The organism is Sorangium sp. So ce1335, from assembly GCF_051521615.1.
Taxonomy (GTDB): domain Bacteria; phylum Myxococcota_A; class Polyangia; order Polyangiales; family Polyangiaceae; genus Sorangium.
This window is the reverse complement of the sequence record NZ_CP150363.1, coordinates 2,857,276-2,875,895: the sequence shown is the minus strand read 5'-3', so window position 1 is coordinate 2,875,895 and position 18,620 is coordinate 2,857,276. Positions and strand designations below refer to the sequence as shown.

The following is an 18,620-nucleotide window of genomic DNA, read 5'->3' as shown; positions in this document are numbered from 1 at the left end:
CCTTCATCATGACACAACAACTGTCAAGTAGACAGTGTCGACAGTCAACGGCAGCACGATCTCGTCTCTCAATCGCGGCGTCCGCGGTGTGAAGATCGAGCGATCTGGTGCGTAGATAGATCGCGTGCCCGCGGAACGTCGATCGAGCGCCTGCGGCATGTCGCGAAGCGCCTGCGGCATGTCGTGAAGCGCCTGCGGCATGTCGTGAAGCGCCTGCGGCATGTCGTGAAGCGCCTGCGGCATGTCGTGAAGCGCCTGCGGCATGTCGTGACCGATGGACAGTTCCGGGGTCGCGTGATGTCCTGAGAAGTTCGCGCGTGCCGGGATCTTTCAGCGAAGGAGCCGGTGCGTGGCGGCATCAAGTGTTTCGAGGCGGAGAGGCGAGGAGGACGGCGGGTCGCATGAAGCTTACATATGCTGCGCTCTTTGGGATGATCGCTCTCGTGGGATGTACGGGGGAGGAGGCGAAGGACGAGGAGACCGGGCAGGTCGAGATGAGCCTGGTCGGCCAGGCGGCTTCCGGCACCATGTACCGGCTGCGCGACGGCATCGTGACGGTCCAGGGCCCCCAGAGCACGCTCTTCTTCAACACCGAGGATGACCCGAACCGGATCCGCCTGAGCGCGGACGTGCCGACCGGCAGCTATTACACCTGGCTCCAGGAGGGCTGGCGTCTCGAGCGCCTGAACCTGGACGGCACGGCGGAGACGGTGGGCGCGCAGCTCATCTCGCCGAACCCCCAGTGGTTCGACGTGTACCCGGATCAGCGCACGACGGTCGCGCTGCGCTTCCGCGCCGGGGCGGACGACGTGAGCCTCGATCAGGGCTCGTTCGACGTCGTGATCGAGGTCGAGGAGCAGCCCGCCGCGTCGGCGCTGTGCGCGTCCGACAGCGACTGCGCGGAGGGCGAGACCTGCTGCCTCGGGGGCTTCATGGGCACCTGCGCGCGGCTCGAGCCGGGCGCGACGTGCCCGCTGCCCGATCTGACGGTCTCCGCGGACGCGGCGCAGATGAGCCTGAGCATCGGGCACGAGGTCTTCCCGGTGGACAGCTGCGCGATCGTGGAGGGCTGCGTCGGCTCGGCGGGCGATCGCCGCCTGATGCGCTTCTCCACGGAGACGCCCAACATCGGCGAGGCGGACATGATCCTCGGCGACCCGACCCTCGTCTCCGGCTTCGAGTTCTCCGCCTGCCACGCGCACTACCACTTCAACGGCTACGCCCGGTACGAGCTCCTCGACACGAGCGGCACCGTCGTCGCGACCGGCCACAAGCAGGCGTTCTGCCTGCTCGACAGCTGGCCCGTCGGCGTCCCGGGCGCGCCGACGTCGCCGCGCTACCACTGCGGCTTCCAGGGCATCCAGCGCGGCTGGAGCGACGTGTACGGCGCCGGCCTCGACTGCCAGTGGGTCGACATCACCGGCGTGGCGGCGGGCGATTACCTGCTCCGCATCTCGATCAACCACGATCGCACGCTGCCGGAGAGCAACTACGACAACAACACGGTCGAGGTCCCGGTGACGATCCCGGAGGACGTCCCGACGACCCCCGGCGACCCGCTCGCGGCGTGCCCCGGCTTCCGGGGGGGCGAGAACCGCGACTGCGGCTGGTCGATCGCGCCCGGGTTCGAGGGCGTGCCCTGCACCCCCGGCGCGCCGATCACGGTGGGCTGCGGCTGCTCGGGCGGCACCTGTGCGGACGATCCGATGATCCGGGTGTGCGACGGCGTCTCGGGCTGCACCTGGGCCGAGGCGCTCGCCTCGGTCGACGACGCGTGCGGCTACTGCCCCCAGGCGCCGTTCGTGTGCCCGGACAGCGGCGTCTACACGGTGCTCGTCGGGTCGTACGACGCGCTGTCGCCGTTCACGTGCGACGTGGCCGCGACCGCGGCCGTTCCGTAGTCCCCTGCCGCGCTCCCCTCCTCACGGCCCGCCCGCGCGCGTGCTACGAGAGCCGCGCGCGGGCGGCGGCGCGCTCGCGGGGTGACACGGCGTCACGCCGTCGAGCGCGTCCCCCGCCCGGCCGGAGGAGACGCCATGCGCCCCATTCGAGAGAGCGACCTGCCGCCCGTCAAGCAGCTCACGCGGGCGTTCTTCCGGGCGGTGAACCCGCACGTCGAGCCGACCGAGTTCGAGGCGAAGTGGAGGTCCGCGTCGCGCTCGCCGGTGCGGTTCATGCGGAGCTTCCCGCAGGCGTGGCACGTGGATCTGCTCGACGTCCCGCGGAGCAAGGTGCCTGGCGGCCGCTGCCTGTGCTTCGGCGACGCGCACCCGGACAACTTCGGGCTCATCACGTTCACGGCGGGTCCGCGCTACGTGTTCAACGATCTCGACGACGCGGGCCCCGGGCTCGCCGCGCTGGACGCGCTCCGGTATTTCACCGTGCTCCGGCTCCTGCTCGACGATGGGGAGGCGCTCGGCGAGCTCTTGGAGCTGTACGAGGACATGCTCCAGGGCAAGGAGCCCCTGCGCGAGCTCCCCGAGGCGCTGTACCCCGACGTCGCGGCCCGGGACGCGCGGCAGCTCGCGAAGTGGCTCGAGGGCGAGGCGTTCCGGCTCGACGATCCGGCGCTGAAGCTGTCGCGCGCCGAGGCGGGCCTGGGGGAGAGGCTCGTCGAGGCGCTCGGGCGGGTCGGCGGGCTGGCGGGCGTCGAGGTGATCGAGCTCGCCCACCGGGACCGCGATGAGGGGGGCTCCGGGGGTCTCGAGCGGTACCTGATCCTCGCGCGCGAGCGGGGCGAGGGCGGGCGGCTGCGCCTCCTGGAGCTCAAGGAGACGACGCACGCGGCGACGAGCTGGAACAACTTCTTGCACGAGGACGAGGACAGGCTCGAGCGGGCGAAGGCGTCGATATGGCGCGGCCTCGAGGTGCCGTTCTATGGGGAGGTCCAGGTGGGCCGGAGCGTCTACCTGCTCCGGGATCGCCTGGGGCGGGCGTCGCTGGATCTCGGCAAGCTCAAGAAGGGCGATCTCCGCGCGGCGCTCGAGGCGCAGGTGAGCATCCTCGCGCGCCAGCACGCGGAGGCGTTCGCCGGGCTCGACCTCCGCGCGCTCGACGACTGGTTGAGAGAGAGCCTGCAGGTGATGGCGAAGCGGTGGCTCAAGGCGTACGAGCGGGCGAGGCGGGGATGATCCTCCGCCGGCGCAGATCCTCGAAGATCCCCCCGAACATCGCCTCTGTCTCGACGTGCTCGTGCAAGCCGAGGCGGCGCGCCTTCGAGCCGTCGGCGATCACGTCGTAGTCCCACGAGAACACCGCGTCGCCGAAGCGCCACGACGACACGTCCCTGTAGGGGTGCCGCGCCAGATTGTATTTCTCGATCATGGCGTTCCAGAGCGGCTCCTTGTCGGCCATGACGTCCGCGAGCGGCATCGGCAGCGGGGGCGCGACCTCCAGGTCGAACATGCGGGCGATCTTCGGCCACATCTCGCTCCAGCGGAACGTGTCGCCGTTGTTGATGTTGAACGCCTGGTTCCGGCACGCCTCGCTGGTCGCCGCCCAGACCGTGGCCCTCGCCAGGAGGCGCGCGTCGGTCATCTCGATCAGCCTGTCGTACGCGGCCGGCTTGCCCGGAAAGCGCAACGGCAACCCGAGCTCCTTCGACATCGCCGCATAGACCGCGATCACCATGGCCAGGTTCATCGGGATGCCGAGCGCGAACCCGCACACGACCGATGGCCGGATGGCCGACCAGGACCAGGCCTTGCCCTTCTGCCGCTCCTCGAGGAACGCCTGCTGGTCCACGTTGAACTCGGGCGGCATGTGGGGCGGGTCGGTCTCGCGGGCCGGCGTCTTGAACGGGCCGAGGTGCGCGCCGTAGACCTTGTAGCCCTGCATCAAGCTGACGTGCTGCAGGCCGGGGGCGACCGGCTCGACCGCATCGACCACGTTGACGAGCATGGCGAGGTTGGGCGGCACGAGCTCGGCCCAGGTCGGTCGATCCTGGTACGCGGCGTAGAAGACGTGCGTTATCCCGGTCAGGCTGCCGAGCTTCTTCCGGCAGTCCTCCCGATCGAGCAGGTCGACGACGACGTGCCGGACGCGGCCGGCGGACGCCCCGCCGCGCCGCGACAGGCCGATCACGTCCCAGTCGCCGAGCGCCTCGAGGTGCTCGATCAGGTGACGTCCGATGATCCCTTGCGCTCCGACGACCAGGGCGACCTTGTTCCGAGTGCTCATGGTTTCCTCCTGCCTCGATTTCCGGGCGCGCTCTCGCTCCGTGCGTGCTCCGAGCGCAGGGGGATGGTGCGGCGCGGGCGCCGGGTCGGGTACGGGCTCGAGCCGCGAAGCACCTTTCGATAGAATCGAAAGGTGAGCGCGCTCCTCGAGATGCAGACGTTCCTGGAGATCGTCGACCGCGGCAGCCTCAGCGCGGCCGCGCGCTCCCTCGCGACGGTGCCGTCGACCATCAGCGCGCGGCTCTCGTCGCTCGAGGAGCGGCTCGGGGTCCAGCTCGCGATCCGCAGCACGCGGCGGCTCCGGCTCACCGAGGAGGGCGAGCGCTACCTCGTCGACTGCCGCCGGATCCTCGAGGAGATCGAGCGCAGCGAGGCGTGCATCCGCCGCGGGCAAGCGGCGCTGCGCGGCAGCCTGCGCATCACGGCGCCGTCCGATCTCGGGCGCGGCCGCCTGCGCCCCGTCCTCGACGCCTTCACGGAGGCGCACCCGCGCATCCGTGTGTACGTCCACCTCTCGGACGAGGTCGTCGACCTCGTGCGCGGCGGCTTCGACGTGGCCCTGCGGGTGGGAGAGCTCCAGGGGAGCAGCTTGACGGCGCGCAGGCTCGCCACCGGGCACCGGGTCGTCTGCGCGGCGCCCGGCTACTGGGCCCGGCACCCGCGACCGAGCACGCCGGCGGATCTCGCGGACCACGACTGCCTGCTCTGGACCCCGGAGGGCCGCAACGAGGCGGTATGGACCTTCGCGGCGGACGGCGACGGCCCCCAGGCGATCCGCGTCAGCGGCAGGCGCAGCTCGAACGACGGCGAGCTGGTGCGCGCGTGGGCGCTCGCAGGCCTCGGCGTCGCGCAGAAGTCGTTCTGGGATGTCGATCGCGACCTCGAGGCCGGACGGCTCGAGTCCGTCCTGAACCGGTTCGTCCGCGCGGCGGATCTCTCGGTCGTTTACCCGAGCGGCCGCCATCTCCCGCGCCGGGTCCGCGCCCTCGTGGACCACCTCGTCGAGAGCTTTCGCGGGCGGTGAGACGCGCCGTCACCCGGAGGGTCGCGAGCGCGCGAGATCGGCTGCCTGCGCGAGCCAGAGCGCGGGATCCCTCGCGTGGTAGGGGTGCTCCGAAGGCTCGATGCTGTCGAGGAACTTGCGGTAGATGATCGCCTGGCGGGCCGCGGCGACGGGCGCGAGCAGCTCGGCGGCGCGCTCGGGGTCGCAGCCCGGGATCGCGGCGTGCCACGCGCGGCTCCAGGCGCGCCGGACAGGGCCGGCGGCGCCGGGTGGGATGGCGGCGAGGAACGCCGGTTGATCGAGCAGCGGGTGCCCGACGCCGCTGTCGCCCCAGTCCAGCAGCACGGCCGTCGCCGCGTCGCCGCGGGCGTTGCCAGGGTGGAAGTCGCCGTGAACGAGCGTGTCGGGCAACCCGGCGTCGGCGATGCGACGGAAGCGCTCGGGCAGGCGATCGACGAATCCGGCGAGCGTCGCCCGATCCACGTCGGAAAGCCCGGGCGTCCGATCCAGCACGTCCGCGATGAGGGCGCTCAGGACCGGCGCGCGCCAGTCCGGCAGCCCCAGCGCCACGAGGTCGTCGACGCGCCGGCTCATGTCGTGCTGCAGCCCGACGAGCAGCGACACCAGCCGTTCCAGGATCGGCACCCCGGCTTCATAGAGGTCTTCGCCCGGGATCTCCGGCATGAGGATCCGCCGGCCGTCGTGGCCGACGAGCGCCGGAACGGGCCCGCCCGCGAGCCGCGCGATCAAGGCCCCCTCGTGCCCGAAGAACGGCGGGACGTGCTTCAGCCAGAGCGTCTGACCGCGCGCCGGGATCCGCCACAGGCTCGACAGGTTCCACGACCGGATCTGCTCCGCGGGCGCGGTCCGCTCCTGGCCGCGATCGCGCAGGACCGAGTCGACCCAGGCGAGGTCGTCGCCCGGCCCGCCAGGCCGAGCCCACGGCTGCCGGAGCGGGTGCTCGTCGAGCGCCCCGGGCCAGGGCACGACGCCGGGCGGCGGCGCGTCGGCCTCGGCGAGGTAGGTGACGGTCCCGCCGTGCGGGTGCGGGCGCTCGGCGGCGAGCATCCGGAGGATGGTCACGTGGACGCCGTGGAGCTCACGCGCGGCCTGGACGATCGGCCCGACGTCCTGCCACCACGGGGTCGCGACGGGACAGGGCGGTAGCGCGCCGAGGACCTCGCCCGCCGAGGTGACGAGGACGAGCCGAGCGAGCCGCGGCGGCGCCGTCACGGCGACGTCCCGCGCCGGACCGCGTCGGCGATGAAGTCCACGAGGGCGCGCACGGCCGGTCGAGGGCGATCCACCGGCGGCCAGAGCATCCAGAGCGCGCCGCGCTCCACCATGAACTCGCCGAGCACGTGCCGGAGCGCGCCCGCGGCGAGCGCCGGCTCCGCCACGAACGACGGGAGCTGCGCCACGCCGAGCCCGGCGCACGCGGCGGCGAGCACCGCCTCGGTGTTGTTGAAGCTCCACGTCTCGGGCACGCGCGCGCGCTCCGCCGCGCCCGCCGCGCGGAGCGCCCACGGCTCGATCCGGCCCGTGCTCGGGAAGCGGAACCGGATGCACTCGTGCGCGGCGAGGTCCTCCGGCGCGCGGGGCGCCCCGCGGCGGCGGAGGTACTCGGGCGCCGCGCAGAGCACGAAGCGGTTCGGCCCGAGCCTGCGCGCGCGGAGCCGCGAGTCGCGCAGCCGCCCCATCCGCACGGCCGCGTCGTACCCGTCGACGAGGAGATCCACGAGCCGATCGTCGAGGTCCATCCGCAGGCGCACCTCGGGGTAGCGGCGCCGGAACTCCGGCAGCGCCGGCAAGAGCAGCCGCAGCGCCACGACCTGCGGCACCGACACGCGCACCTCCCCGTGCACCGCGCGCGCGGACTCGGCCAGCTCCCGCTCGGCCTCGGACAGCTCGCCCAGCGCGCGCACGCAGCGCTCGTGGAACCTCGCGCCGGCCGCGGTGAGCGCCACCCGGCGCGTCGTGCGCTGCAGGAGCTGCGCGCCGAGCGCGGCCTCCAGGCGGGCGACGCTCTTGCTCACCGCCGAGGGCGACACGCCGAGCTGCCGGCTCGCCGCCGTGAAGCCCCCCGCCTCGACGGTCCGCACGAACGCCGCCACGGCGCCCATGTTCTCCACCAGCACAGGTTCATTCATGACGCCCACGTCACGAATGAGTTGCCACGAGCGCGGGTTGTTGGGCAACAGGCGCGTTCACACGATCGGGCGCGGGCGGCGAGCGAGCCGCCGGAAGGAGCGATTGCACCCATGATCACGACGCGCCCCACGACCTCCCCGTCCCGCCGCCGCGCGCTTCTGCAAATGGCCTCCATCGCCGCCGGCGCGGCGGCCGCGTGCGCCTCGACGGCGCCTGCGGATCCTCGACCCGACGGCGACTGGACGACGATCCACGGGCGCGACGGCACCCCGCTCGCCGTCCGGCGCGTGGGCGACGGCCCGCCGCTCGTGATCGCGCACGGCGCGCTCACCCTCGCCGACGACTGGCTCGCCGCGCAGGACGCGCTCGGGGCCCACTTCACGTGCATCCTCTACGAGCGGCGCGGCCGCGGGCGGAGCGGCGATGGCCCGGTCCACACGCTCGATCACGAGATCGACGACCTGCTCGTGGTGCGCGAGCACGCGGGCCCGGACGCCGCGGTGCTCGGGCACTCGTACGGCGGGATCCTCGCGCTGGAGGCCGCGCTCAGGGCGCCGCTCCGCGCCATGGCGCTCTACGAGCCGCCCCTCGACGCCGTCGACGGGCCCCGGCTCGCCGCGTACGAGGCGATCCTGCGGGAGCAGGGGCCGGACGCGGCGCTCGCCTACAGCGTGGTCGAGATCGTGGGCACCCCGCCGGAGCTGCTGCCCGCGCTGCGCGCCGACCCGCGCTGGGCGGAGCAGGTCGCGATGACGCCGACCTGGCACCGCGAGCTGCGCTCGCTCGCGGCGCTGCCGCCCGGCGCCGCGCGCTACAGCGACGTGGCGGCGCGCGCCGCGCTCCTCCTGGGCGGCGAGACGCCGGAGCGCCCGCTCGGCCGCGCGACGCGCGCGCTCCTCGGGGCGCTCCCCGACGCCCGCCTGCACCTGCTGCCCGGCCAGGGCCACGTCGCGCACCTGACGGCGCCGCGCCAGCTCGCTGACGCGGTCCGCCGTGCGCTGCTCGGCTGATCCGCGACGAGTCGGGGCCGCCCGGGGTCGGTTCCGCCGCGGCGTACAACCGCCCGGTGCGGCTCATTCATGGGGGCACGCCAGCATCTCCGGCGCGCTCGTGCCGCGCACGCCCGCGCCCCAGATGACGTTGTTCTCCGGGCGGAAGAGGACCTGTCCGCCTGTCGGGCCCGACAACCAGCATTGCTGCTGGATCGCGCTCGACTGCCTCCCGCGCGAGGCGTCGCAGCGCGCCACCTCGCCGCCATAGATCGTGACGTTGCTGGCGTCGATCTTGATGCCAGGATGGGAGCCCGACGTGGCGCGCAGGCTGTTGTTGAAGACGAGCGGCCTCTCCAGGATCACGCTGCCCACCCGGATCGAGCTCGCGGGCAGGGACGTCCCGGAGCTGATGTAGATGCCGTAGAATCCGTTGCCCCAGGACCATAGGTCCCTCAGCTGCACGCCGGCGCCCGCCTGGACGTTCACGCCGTAGCTCCCGTTGTAGGCAGTCCTGACCCGCTCGATCCGGATCCCGGTCGGTCGCTCGTTCTCGACGACGCTCGCCACGGCGACGCCGGTGCCGGCGTTGTGGTGAAAGTAGCTGTCCTGGACCAGCACGTTCGCGGGCACGGCGCTCGGCATGCCGGGGGCGACGCGGGCCTGGGTGGCGACCCGCAGGCCGTGCCCGCCCTGCGTCGCCGTGGAGCCATCCCCCGGGTGGATGATGCTATGGTGGACCTCGCAGTTCCGCACGGTCACGTTGGCGGTGATGATCTTGATCGCGATGGCCCCGACCGGCCCGTCGATGTTCTTGATCTCGCAGTTCTCCACGAGGATCGGGGGCGTGTCGTGGTATCCGGGCACCGATGCCAGGTAAATGCCGCCCTTCGGTGTGCCGTCCACGATCACGTTCCGGATCACGCCCCCGGAGCCGACAGCGAAGCCGATCCCATCCAGGTTGGCCGGCTTGCAGGAGGGCAGTTGAGGCGAGAGCGGCGCGTACCGCATGATGACGTTCTCCACCTCGCAATCCGCGCAGTTGTTGAGCTGGATGCCGCTGTTGGCCTTCTTTCGTGGCCCCTCCGTGAGCTGGATCTGCAGATTGCGGATCCAGAGCCCCCAGACCTGGTCGGGCTGCTGCCCGCCCCATGCGGCCTTGTGGACCTGGATCGCCCCGGGGAGCTGCTCCGGGTTGCAGGGGATCGCCACCAGCGTCGCTGTCTCGGGATCGCCCGGTCGGGTGTCCGGAGATAGCTCCGGCCCCTCCAGGGTCAGCGCGTCGTGCTCGGGTCTCAGCGGGGTGCGCAGCACGTATCGCCCGGCGGGGAAGGCCACGGTGCGCCTGTAGTACGACAGCGACGCAGCGCACTCGATCGCCCTCGCGATGCCCGGGCTGTCGTCGACGTTGGTGCTGTGGTCGACGGCCGGGTCGGCGGAGAACGGCCATTCCGCCGGCCGTTCCAGGTAGGGCACGACGTTGACCACGCTGCCCATGCTGACGGACCCTGGCACGCAGCAGTCCCCGCCCTGGCAGGCGTTGAGGTCCTCGTGCAGCGCGACGGTCCCCTCGCACACGCCGTTGGCAGGACAGAAGGGGCCCGTGCACCGCGGCGACTCTGTCGCAGGGTCGGGACAGCTCATGCCGGTGTTCGCATCCGCGATGAACGGCGGCTCGTCGTAAGGCGCGTCCAGGCTGCAGACATCCGGATAGCGGGCGCTCTCCCCTGCGGGCGGGTGATAGCCCCACGCAGAGCGGGAACCGGCGCCCCCGACAAACGGCAAGGCCGCCCAGGCCGGGGTGGCGGCGAGCGCGAGCAAGGCTCCGATCCAGGCTATTCCAAGCCGCTGTGTCGACAGCATACTTTGCTCCTTCTTTGCGAGGGCCGTGTGTTTCACTGACCAACGGAGTGAGCGCGTGGCGAAGTCGAGCGAAGCATGGCTGGATCAACGGGAGAGGATCTCGCCGGCGGTCCCCGCGAGCCGCGGCGAGATCGCCACGGCGCGCGTCCGGCGTGAGGGATGTTCGGGGGGTGGGCGCGACGCATCGCTCGGCGCACGGCGCGGCAGGGCGTCGCCGGAGACGGCGTGGAGATGTCGGCGATCACCCCCGGGCGGCCGTGGCCGGGACGGCACCTTGTTCAAGCGGCCGACGTGCAGGACGGCGGACGAGTGGGTCTCCCGCACGCGGGCAGCGGCGTTGGCCATGCGCATCGGGCGCCTCGGCGACAGCGGAAATGTGACAGCGCCAACAATATCACGCCGGAGAGCCTGGTCGAGTGGGCCGCTGCTGTCGGTCCTGTCGGTTCACCGGACCGGCGCGTGTACGCGGCGGAACCGTCGTGGCATCGCCGTGGGCGTGGCGGTGCGCGGTGGTCGAACCGTCGCCGGTCCACATCGAACGGCGGAGGATCTCCGTGCAAGCCGTTCCACGGCCTGCGCTCGCAGCCTGTCAAATCCCGGAGCGACCACAACCAAGGTGGCGCGCCCGAGAGGCTCGAACGCCCGCCGACGGTTGAGGAGGGGGCGGTGCCCAGGCGCTCTCCGAGAACGCGCTCCGTTGGCGCGCAGCCGATCCGCGTTCTTCAGGCGATCCCATCTCAGGCTCTTTCACGTGTACTCGTGGTCGAGGAGATAGGTCAAGCGGTCCGGCCGCTGCGGCGCAGACGTCGAGTAAAGGCTCTGGACCGGCGTCGAGAAGTACGCGTCGACGCTCGCGCAGAGGCGTTCGACCGCGCCGCGGCGGAGCGGCGCGGGTCTCATCGCTGCCCCGCCGTAGAGGAGATGGTAGGTGAGGGTGATCCGGTACCCGGCCTCGACGGGCTTCACCTCGTGGTGACAGTCCGCGGAGAACGCGAGGAGCGACAGATCCTTCGGCCCTCGCGGGGCACCGCCAAAGGCCCTCTTCTCGCCGTGGTTCTGGGAGGACCTTGGGAGGAGTTGCTGGGAGGGAGCTACGTCACGGCGGCTGCGACGCCGGGCTGCTGACCTGAACGGCCGGGGGGCCTTGCGGTGGCCCCCCTACGGGGTGGACAATCGGGTGCCATGGTGCCCTCCTCCTCGGCGATGCAGGTCGAGCTGCTGGAGCGGACGGACGCGTACGTGGTGGCCACCTGGCGGCGGATCATGCTTCTCGTCTGGAGCGGGCAGGCCACCGTCGCCGGCGTCGAGCGTTCCCGGGCGCTCTTCCGGCAGTGGGCGGAGCGCCAGCCGGGAGGGGCAGCGTTCCTTGTCGTGGTCCCCCGCCAGAGCACCGGGCCGCCCGACGAGGCGACCCGGGCGGCGATGCAGCGGGCGGCGAGCGCTCCCGGGGGGTACTTGAAGGGCATCGCCACGCTCATCGAGGCCGAGGGGTTCATCGCCGCCTCGGTCCGCGCCCTCATGATGCGGCTCCAGGCCCGCGGGACGCAGGGGCCCCCGCCGAACATCTTCCGGACGCCGGCCGAGGTCGCGGCCTGGGCGGCGGCGCTGCTGCAAGACCGGGAGGTCACGCCAGAGCAGCTGGCGGAGGCGATCCACGTGGCGCGCGAGGGCTGAGCACGGAGACCGCCGCCCCATCGCCATCGGGGCGGCCCGGTGTGCCGCGCACCGACGGGAACATCATGCCGTTCAACTGCCCCGAATGCGGGAAGCAGTTCCCCGGTCAGGTGTCCAGCGGCAACAACCCGCAGATAGAGACCACCTGCTCGCGGTGCAAGACCGAGATCAAGGGCACTCCCGTCAGAAATCTGCGGCTCGGCGTGGCTGCCAACACGTAGAGTCCAGTTTGCGACGAGCGGCTCACGCTAACATCTGGTGAACCGCGCAGCTTGCCCGGGTGCATGGGCGCCTACAATGTGTCGCAAGCGGGCGGGACGTTGCCCCTGATGACAAGCAACAGGTGCGAAACCTAGCTCGGAGCCTGGAGGGTACGCGCCCGATGGGGGCGATGGGAAGCGCGACGCTGGCGTGGGCAGGCCGAGTGTTGCGCGCGCCCGCTACGGGCAGGAGACCTCCGTCGGCAGCGGCTCACAGCCAGCAACACCGCGGTGGTGGGAGCAGCATCCGCGGTGCGGCCCGTGGCAGCGGCAGGTGGGGCTCATTGTGCCGTCCCGGCACATCAGCCCGCGCGTCTTCTCGAAGGCGGCGCGCTCGGCCTGCAGCACGAGAGCCTCCTTCGACTTCATGAGCAACAGCGCCTTGCCGACGCCCGCTGCTCCTCTGTCCTTGGGCTCGATCGGGTCAAGCAACTCCCGGGCGCGGCAGTAGGACTTCTTCCCGTCACCGCCGTCGCTCGTGAGGGCCTCTGTCGCGAGGGCGGCGCGCTCCGTCGGTGGCCTGGCCGCTTCGATAGCCGCGAGGCGCGCCTTCTCCTGCTTCCGCTCGCGCTCCTGCTGCTCTCGTTCCTGCCGTTCGCGGAGCTCCTGGTTCGCGCGCACGGTCCTGACGAATACGTCGGCGTCCGGGTTCGGAGGCGAGCTACTGCGCGACGGCGTGTCGTCGAACCCCCTCGAGACGAGAAACGCGAACAGCGCGGACAGCAGGAGTATGACGCCAGTCTTCTGGATGAACGTGAGGCCGCCCCAGCCCGAGTCGTCGGCGGTCGCTTGGGCGCGCCGCACCCGCTGGCACGCGTCGCAGTAGGTCTGCCCCTCCGGCGCCCGCATGTCGCAGCGCTTGCAACGCGTCGTATTGTCGTCCCCCATGCAACCAGGCTATCAGCGCCGAGAGGCGACCGACTGCCGTTTCGGCGCTCGCGCCGTCACGCCGGCGCACGGAGGCTACACCCGGTACACCCACCAGATTCTCAGCACGCGCTCCCGGACGTCACGCGTCAGCCGCACGCGATAAGATTCGACGCGCAGACGCAGCGTCACGGCGTCATCCTCCGGCAGCCGGTAGAAGTCGCCTTCGCCCGTCGCCGCGAAGCGCTGGACCGCCTCGGAGATCCTGGAGGCGTCAGGCCAGTGAAGACGATTCAGCGCGACGCGTCCGGGCGGGGTCCAGTCGACGGTCCACGTCATCGAGGACGGGAGGGCGTGCGCCCGCGGGCCCGCATGATCTCCGCGTACTCCGCCAAGGCGCCCTCGGCTTCCGCCCGACGCCGGATCTCGGCCATCACCTCCTCGTGCGGGGTGAAGGGCCCCGCCGCTCCGGCCGCGACCGCCTCGCGCTCCTCGTCCGAGATCTGCTCGTTGTAGACCACGGGCGCCAGCCGGAACGCGCGGAGGACCGGATCCTCCTCGTCGCCGAGGTCGGGGGCCATGGCGGGGGCGGCGCTGTCTCGTCGGGGGCTCATGCCGGAAGGCTACTACGGGCCCCGCGCAGGATCGACGGCGCGGGGCATGGAAAATGCGCACGGCGAGCCGCAATGCTCGTCCTCAGCCGAGCCGCTCCAGCTCCCAGCGCGCCCGCTCGGCGATCGCCTCGTCGGCGGTGCGGACGCCCTCGGCGAAGAGCTCCGCGGCCTCGGGATCGCCCAGGTCCAGACGGAGCCGGAGCATCACGGCGCGGTCGCGCGGCAGGACCGAACGGAGGATCTCGGCGGCAGAGCGGCCGCGGCACGGGTGCGTGTGCCTACCATGCCGAGCGGGATCGGCTCACGTCCACGGGTCCCTCTTGCCCGCGACGTCGCCGTCCAGCGCGTCCAGGGCCACCAAGATCCCGCCATGAACAAGATGCCTCCCTGGCCGACGTGCGACGTCTGCAAGCTCCCGACCGGCATGCCGACCCGCGGCGGTGGCGGCGACGAGCTGGAGTGCTCCGTGTGCCATCTTCGCTGGCAGGGAGAGCGCGCGGAGCTCGACCCAGCGAGGGAGGTCCAGCTCTGGCTGATGGCCGAGCGGGAGCGGCAGGCGAAACGTCGCTGACGCGGCGGCCGGGTCGGTCCCGCTATGGGACGTCGACGACCTCCCACACCGGCCAGGTGGTTCCGTCCATGTCCTTCCCTACGTCCATCGGCGCGAACACGAGATCGCCGATGCGGCAGCGCGAGAGCTGCGTGACCGCGGTCTTCCACGGATCACGGGGCGGATCGACCGACAGCGTGACGGTGTTGCCTCCGTCGCGGAGCACGTAGGCCTGCCCGATCTGGGGATCGAACCCCTGCGGCACCTTCGCGCAACGCACGTCGGGTACGGTGATCGCGACGTGGCCGGACGGCATCAGCGCGGCCACTATCTCAGGCTTCCCGAGGAAGTCCCGTGCCTGTTCCGCCACGCCGGGCGCAACGACGGGCAACGAGGCCCTCAGTCGCCGCGCGATGAGGGCTGCGGCCTTCCGGCTTCCCCGCTGCAGCTCGAGTTCGAACGCGGCACGCGCGCCCTCCTTGGGGTGCTCGTCCAGCGGCTTCTCGCCGGGAATGTCGGCCGCGAGCCCGATCTCCGTCTGCAGCCGCATGAGCGCTGCGTGTGTCGGGTCGTCGATCGGACGGCACCCGAGGCGCTGCCGGTTCCAGTAGTCCTCCCGCCAATCGCCAACGCGAGCCATCGCCTCGACGGCCGCCCTCTGCACCTCTCGGACCGCCTCTTCGTGGCCGTCGGCGAGCCGCATGAGCTCGCGGAGCAGGGTCACCGCATCGTCAACGCCCATCTTGCTCACCTCCCTGTCCGCGCTCGGCGTGCCGGATGGGGACTTCGCCATGACGCCCCCTCCACGCCTCGTGGATGGCCGTCGCGTCCAGCGGATGCATGGGGATCTCTGGCCCGATGTCCGGGTAGTCGACTTCGGCCGGACCGCCTTTGAGCAGGAACGCGTCGACGGCGCTCATCTCGACGCCGTCGGAGGCTCGAACGATGCGCAGGTGGGTCCTGTCGCTGTGTTTCTCCGCTTCGACGCGAAACTTCACGCCGCGTAGCTCGTAGGTGTCGCCTTCGCTGTTGTAGGTGACGCTCACGTGCCTCCATTCCCGGGCGCAACCTGGCCCCAGCTCTCGCTAGCATGAGCTCGGCGGCAGTGGGAGCGCCCGCCGGCGTCGGGCGCTCGCTCACGACCTACACCCGGTACACCCACCCGATCCGCATCGTGCCCTCCCACGGGTCGAACGAGGCGCGGACGCGGTAGGAGCCGACGGCGAGCCGCACGGTCGTGGTGTCGTCTCCGGGAAGCCGGTAGGCGTCTCCTTCTGCGGTCGCTGCGAAGCGCTGGACGGCTGCGTCGATGCGCTCACCGTCCTGCCATGGGATGCGCTGAAGCGAGACGATGCCCTGCGGCATCCACTCGATCTGCCAGCTCATCGACGATGGCGCGCCCGCATCAGCTCATCGAACTCGGCGCCGGCGCCTTCGGCCTCTGCCCTCTTCCGGAGCTCCGCGATGACCTCTTCGTGCGGGATCCCCGGAGCATTCGCGTCGGCCGCCATCGCGGCACGCTCCTCGTCGCTGATCTCCTCGTCGTAGCGCGTCGGCGCGCGCAGCACGGCCTGCCAGACCGGATCGTTCTCGGGGATCCTGGGCTGCCGGGCAGGGGCTGCGCTGTCTCGTCGAGGGCTCATGCCGGGAGGCTACTACGGGCCCCGCGCAGGATCGACGGCGCCGGGCATGAAAAATGCGCGCAGCGAGCCGGAATGCTCGGCCTCAGCCGAGCCGCTCCCTCTTCCAGCGTGCCTGCCCGGTGATCGACCAGCGTGCCTGCTCGGTGATCGACGCGTCGGCGGCGCGGACACCCTCGACGAAGAGCTCCGCGGCCTCGGGTCATCCAGGTCCGAGCCGAGCCGCAGCATCACGGCGCGGTCGCGCGGCGGGACCGAGCGGAGGATCTCAGCCCTCCACGGGCTCTGCGCCTTGGCCCTGGAGACGCAGCGTCCAGCACGGCGTACGTCGCCCGCTCGCCTGCGCCCCGGGGACGCGGTAGGTTTGACCGGTGGCTGCCGCAGACACGACGCGATTGGCGGAGAACCTACGCTTGGCCTGCGAGCTGCACGACGCAGGTGTGGCACTGGTGCGGCAGAATCTCCGGCGCCGGCTGCCCGAGGCGAGCGAGGAGGACATCGACATGCGTCTTGCCGACTGGCTGCGGGAGCGCCCCGGTGCCGAGTTTGTCGATGCAGAGGGGCGGCCTGTCCCCTGGCCGCGACGCGCCCCGTGAGCGAGCTTCAGAACGCCCTCGGCCGCGTGATCGCTGACCTGGAGGCGCTCGACAGGCGACTCGTGCTCGTGGGGAGACTTGCGGTGTCGGTGCGGGCGGAACCACGGTTCACAAGGGATGTTGACCTCGCCCTGGTGGTCACCGACGACGACGCGCGGAGGCGCTCTCGCGCGAGTTGCAAGCGCGCGGCTATCAGGTGCTCGCCGTGGTCGAGCAGACGGCGCAGGTGCTGGAGGAAGAGCTGGTCGCCTGATGGGTAGCGCGCTGGATCGGAGGAGGAGGTCGCGCGCTGCCCGCTTGAATTGAAATTCAACCTGGAGCCTCCCGAGAGCCTCCGGTCTGAATTGAAATTCAACCTGGAGCCTCCCGAGAGCCTCCGGTCTGAATTGAAATTCAACCTGGAGCCTCCCGAGAGCCTCCGGTCTGAATTGAAATTCAACCTGGAGCCTCTCGAGACCCGCCGGCTGAATTGAAATTCAACCTGGAGCCTCTCGAGACCCGCCGGCTGAATTGAAATTCAACCTGGAGCCTTCCAAGAACCGCCAAATCAAATTATTCCAGCATCACAACAGCACCCACCCTGGCGCGTCCAGTCTCCTCCCCGAGCCGCGCCACCGGTTCCGCCAGGTGTGCACGCACGGCGCTCCAGCCCTCGCGCGCATCATCGCTCGCGGCCGGCCGGCGCACCGGTTCGCGGTCCTTCCGGCGGTCACGCACCCCCGCAGCCGCCGCTGACCGCCGCCTCGTCACGTCGGCGCCGCACGCTGCGGTCCGCGACCCGCCCCCGGCGATCGAGGCCGCGGCGCCATCCGCCTGCGGCTGCCCCCCATCTGGTGCGTAGCCAAAATCCCTCAGGATTTCGAGCACCCCCGGCAAGAATTGAACTTGCGACCTTCGGTTTAGGAAACCGCTGCTCTATCCACTGAGCTACGGGGGCAGGGGCGTTCAGCCGCTACGGGCGCCGGACCCTGGCACACCTCGCTCCACGCATCAAGCCAGATCCCGCGGCCATCTCTCGTCGAGGCCGCTCCTCCGCCGGTCCGCCCTCCCCGGCCGGCCTCCGGCAGCCTCCGCGCGCCCCGCTCACGCCCACGGCGCCCCCCAGAGCGCCGCCCCGATCGCCAGCGCGATCCCGCCCCGCGCCAGCCCTGCCCGCAGCGCGACCACGGCGCGCTCGCGGTTGCCCCGCACGATCCGGGCGATCTGCCGCGTCCCCCGGTAGGCGTGGGTCGGCCGCACGACCTCGACCTGCACCTCGTCCCCCAGGCCGAGGTCGATCCTCTCCCCCATCCCCGTGCCCGGGCCGCTCCGCTTTGCGCCCGGCTCCCCCACTCCTTCCACCTCGACCTCGATCTCGACCTCGCCCCCGTCCCCCCGCTCGTCCCGCTCTCCCCCCGCACCCGTCGCCCTCGGCCCCCGCGGCAGCGCCAGCACCCGTGCCATCGCCACCGCGTCGGCCACGAACAGCACCCCCACCGTCGCGAGCCCCATCGCTGCCACGGCGCGCCCGAGCTCGGGCGCCACGGGCGTCCCGTAGCGCGCCCGCGCGACGAGCGTGGCCACCGCGATCACCGCCGCCGTCGCGGTCCACACGGCGCGCCGGTCGGCCCGCGCCACGATCGAGCCTGCGCGTGCCCTCCCGACGCGGTTCGCGGCGAGCAGCACGACCGCGAGCGCCGGGATGAACGGCAGCGAGCACAGGGCGCCGAACGCCGCGCCGATGATCATCCCGGCCGGCCCCAGCATGAGCCCGATGGTCATGCCGTTCACGACGCCGGCCACGCCGATGGCCCACACGGCGAGCAGGCTCGCTGCGAGCGGCCCCCGTCGGGTCCACCGCCCCGGCCCCTCCACCCACCCCGCGCCGAGCAGCGGCCCGGCGCCGCTTGCCGGCCACCCCGCGCCGAGCGCCGGCACGGCGCTGCCGGCCGGGCCGGCGCTCGACGTCGACGCTCCCCCGCTCCCGACGCCTCCGAACCGCTTCGTCAGGTAGCCGCCCAGCAGCGCCGCAATGACGGGCGTCACGCCCGCGAGCAGGAAGCGGGGCGTGTGGTACGGCGGCCCGAGGTCGAGGCTGTCCGCCGTGAGCCAGCCGCCCACGAGCCCGATGGCCCCGAACGGGAGCACGAGCGACACAGGAGCATCAGGCGACATGGAATCGGACGCTGAACGCGGCATCATGAAACCTCCGGCTCGATCGTTCCCCTTCGACGCGCTTGCCCTCGGGCAGCTTCC

At 71.7% G+C, this 18,620-nt stretch carries 22 protein-coding genes and 1 tRNA gene; 7 read left to right on the top strand and 16 right to left on the bottom strand.

The genetic code is table 11. The features are described 5' to 3' along the window. Positions 1 to 6: 6 nt before the first annotated feature. Complete coding sequence (locus WMF24_RS10755) at positions 7 to 264, bottom strand: hypothetical protein (RefSeq protein WP_437736293.1); 258 nt, start codon at positions 262 to 264, stop codon at positions 7 to 9. 167 nt (positions 265 to 431) lie between these two features. Between WMF24_RS10755 and WMF24_RS10750 the strand changes: the two genes are divergently transcribed. Further along, entirely contained in the window at positions 432 to 1,901 is a 1,470-nt protein-coding gene (locus tag WMF24_RS10750) for a lysyl oxidase family protein (protein WP_437736292.1), read from the top strand. 135 nt (positions 1,902 to 2,036) lie between these two features. Then, entirely contained in the window at positions 2,037 to 3,131 is a 1,095-nt protein-coding gene (locus tag WMF24_RS10745) for a DUF2252 family protein (protein ID WP_437736291.1), read from the top strand. Here the strand turns inward: WMF24_RS10745 and WMF24_RS10740 are convergent. After that, the gene (locus tag WMF24_RS10740) at positions 3,100 to 4,179 is read right to left on the bottom strand and encodes an SDR family oxidoreductase (protein WP_437736290.1); all 1,080 of its coding nucleotides are present in this window, start codon (positions 4,177 to 4,179) and stop codon (positions 3,100 to 3,102) included. The genes WMF24_RS10745 and WMF24_RS10740 overlap by 32 nt on opposite strands. Positions 4,180 to 4,311: 132 nt before the next feature. Here WMF24_RS10740 and WMF24_RS10735 point away from each other — a divergent pair, with 132 nt between their 5' ends. Further along, positions 4,312 to 5,202 carry a LysR family transcriptional regulator gene (locus WMF24_RS10735; RefSeq protein WP_437736289.1) on the top strand — a complete coding sequence of 297 codons (891 nt, stop codon included), beginning with the start codon at positions 4,312 to 4,314 and terminating at the stop codon, positions 5,200 to 5,202. Positions 5,203 to 5,211: 9 nt separating this feature from the next. Here the strand turns inward: WMF24_RS10735 and WMF24_RS10730 are convergent, their stop codons facing one another. Continuing rightward, positions 5,212 to 6,414: an aminoglycoside phosphotransferase family protein gene (locus WMF24_RS10730; RefSeq protein WP_437736288.1), complete on the bottom strand. Its 1,203-nt coding sequence runs from the start codon at positions 6,412 to 6,414 to the stop codon at positions 5,212 to 5,214. Next, positions 6,411 to 7,331 carry a LysR family transcriptional regulator gene (locus tag WMF24_RS10725; RefSeq protein WP_437736287.1) on the bottom strand — a complete coding sequence of 307 codons (921 nt, stop codon included), beginning with the start codon at positions 7,329 to 7,331 and terminating at the stop codon, positions 6,411 to 6,413. The genes WMF24_RS10730 and WMF24_RS10725 overlap by 4 nt, the downstream gene beginning before the upstream one ends. A gap of 111 nt (positions 7,332 to 7,442) precedes the next feature. Here WMF24_RS10725 and WMF24_RS10720 point away from each other — a divergent pair, with 111 nt between their 5' ends. Beyond that, a complete protein-coding gene (locus WMF24_RS10720; RefSeq protein ID WP_437736286.1) occupies positions 7,443 to 8,342 on the top strand; it encodes an alpha/beta fold hydrolase in 900 nt (299 codons plus the stop codon). A gap of 63 nt (positions 8,343 to 8,405) precedes the next feature. On the opposite strand, the gene WMF24_RS10715 is transcribed toward WMF24_RS10720, so the two are convergent. Together WMF24_RS10715 and WMF24_RS10710 are read right to left on the bottom strand one after the other, a co-directional pair. After that, the gene (locus tag WMF24_RS10715) at positions 8,406 to 10,184 is read right to left on the bottom strand and encodes a right-handed parallel beta-helix repeat-containing protein (protein ID WP_437736285.1); all 1,779 of its coding nucleotides are present in this window, start codon (positions 10,182 to 10,184) and stop codon (positions 8,406 to 8,408) included. A gap of 747 nt (positions 10,185 to 10,931) precedes the next feature. Further along, positions 10,932 to 11,150: a hypothetical protein gene (locus tag WMF24_RS10710; RefSeq protein ID WP_437736284.1), complete on the bottom strand. Its 219-nt coding sequence runs from the start codon at positions 11,148 to 11,150 to the stop codon at positions 10,932 to 10,934. Between the two features lie 216 nt (positions 11,151 to 11,366). On the opposite strand from WMF24_RS10710, the gene WMF24_RS10705 reads away from it, so the two are divergent. Then, the gene (locus tag WMF24_RS10705; RefSeq protein WP_437736283.1) at positions 11,367 to 11,858 is read left to right on the top strand and encodes a hypothetical protein; all 492 of its coding nucleotides are present in this window, start codon (positions 11,367 to 11,369) and stop codon (positions 11,856 to 11,858) included. A 440-nt stretch (positions 11,859 to 12,298) separates the two neighbouring features. On the opposite strand, the gene WMF24_RS10700 is transcribed toward WMF24_RS10705, so the two are convergent. From WMF24_RS10700 to WMF24_RS10685, 4 genes are all read right to left on the bottom strand, one after another. Continuing rightward, entirely contained in the window at positions 12,299 to 12,967 is a 669-nt protein-coding gene (locus WMF24_RS10700) for a hypothetical protein (RefSeq protein ID WP_437736282.1), read from the bottom strand. Between the two features lie 114 nt (positions 12,968 to 13,081). Beyond that, positions 13,082 to 13,324 (bottom strand): hypothetical protein, encoded by a 243-nt coding sequence (locus tag WMF24_RS10695; RefSeq protein WP_437736281.1) that lies wholly within the window; start codon positions 13,322 to 13,324, stop codon positions 13,082 to 13,084. Further along, on the bottom strand, positions 13,321 to 13,599 hold the full coding sequence (locus WMF24_RS10690) for a hypothetical protein (protein ID WP_437736280.1): 279 nt from the start codon (positions 13,597 to 13,599) through the stop codon (positions 13,321 to 13,323). The genes WMF24_RS10695 and WMF24_RS10690 overlap by 4 nt, the downstream gene beginning before the upstream one ends. Before the next feature lie 82 nt (positions 13,600 to 13,681). Next, positions 13,682 to 13,804, bottom strand: coding sequence for a hypothetical protein (locus WMF24_RS10685; RefSeq protein ID WP_437736279.1), 123 nt, complete (start codon positions 13,802 to 13,804; stop codon positions 13,682 to 13,684). A gap of 165 nt (positions 13,805 to 13,969) precedes the next feature. On the opposite strand from WMF24_RS10685, the gene WMF24_RS10680 reads away from it, so the two are divergent. Beyond that, the gene (locus WMF24_RS10680) at positions 13,970 to 14,170 is read left to right on the top strand and encodes a hypothetical protein (protein ID WP_437736278.1); all 201 of its coding nucleotides are present in this window, start codon (positions 13,970 to 13,972) and stop codon (positions 14,168 to 14,170) included. A 22-nt stretch (positions 14,171 to 14,192) separates the two neighbouring features. Here the strand turns inward: WMF24_RS10680 and WMF24_RS10675 are convergent, their stop codons facing one another. The 4 genes from WMF24_RS10675 to WMF24_RS10660 form a co-directional block, all read right to left on the bottom strand. Beyond that, a complete protein-coding gene (locus WMF24_RS10675) occupies positions 14,193 to 14,891 on the bottom strand; it encodes a hypothetical protein (RefSeq protein WP_437736277.1) in 699 nt (232 codons plus the stop codon). Continuing rightward, a complete protein-coding gene (locus WMF24_RS10670) occupies positions 14,881 to 15,195 on the bottom strand; it encodes a hypothetical protein (RefSeq protein ID WP_437736276.1) in 315 nt (104 codons plus the stop codon). The genes WMF24_RS10675 and WMF24_RS10670 overlap by 11 nt, the downstream gene beginning before the upstream one ends. Before the next feature lie 97 nt (positions 15,196 to 15,292). After that, a complete protein-coding gene (locus WMF24_RS10665; protein ID WP_437736275.1) occupies positions 15,293 to 15,535 on the bottom strand; it encodes a hypothetical protein in 243 nt (80 codons plus the stop codon). Further along, complete coding sequence (locus tag WMF24_RS10660) at positions 15,532 to 15,792, bottom strand: hypothetical protein (protein ID WP_437736274.1); 261 nt, start codon at positions 15,790 to 15,792, stop codon at positions 15,532 to 15,534. The genes WMF24_RS10665 and WMF24_RS10660 overlap by 4 nt, the downstream gene beginning before the upstream one ends. Before the next feature lie 368 nt (positions 15,793 to 16,160). On the opposite strand from WMF24_RS10660, the gene WMF24_RS10655 reads away from it, so the two are divergent. Then, the gene (locus tag WMF24_RS10655; protein ID WP_437736273.1) at positions 16,161 to 16,385 is read left to right on the top strand and encodes a hypothetical protein; all 225 of its coding nucleotides are present in this window, start codon (positions 16,161 to 16,163) and stop codon (positions 16,383 to 16,385) included. Positions 16,386 to 17,249: 864 nt separating this feature from the next. Here WMF24_RS10655 and WMF24_RS10650 read toward each other — a convergent pair. Both WMF24_RS10650 and WMF24_RS10645 read right to left on the bottom strand, forming a co-directional pair. Further along, a tRNA-Arg gene (locus WMF24_RS10650) sits at positions 17,250 to 17,322 on the bottom strand. A 146-nt stretch (positions 17,323 to 17,468) separates the two neighbouring features. Continuing rightward, positions 17,469 to 18,539: a hypothetical protein gene (locus WMF24_RS10645; protein ID WP_437736272.1), complete on the bottom strand. Its 1,071-nt coding sequence runs from the start codon at positions 18,537 to 18,539 to the stop codon at positions 17,469 to 17,471. Positions 18,540 to 18,620 lie beyond the last annotated feature (81 nt).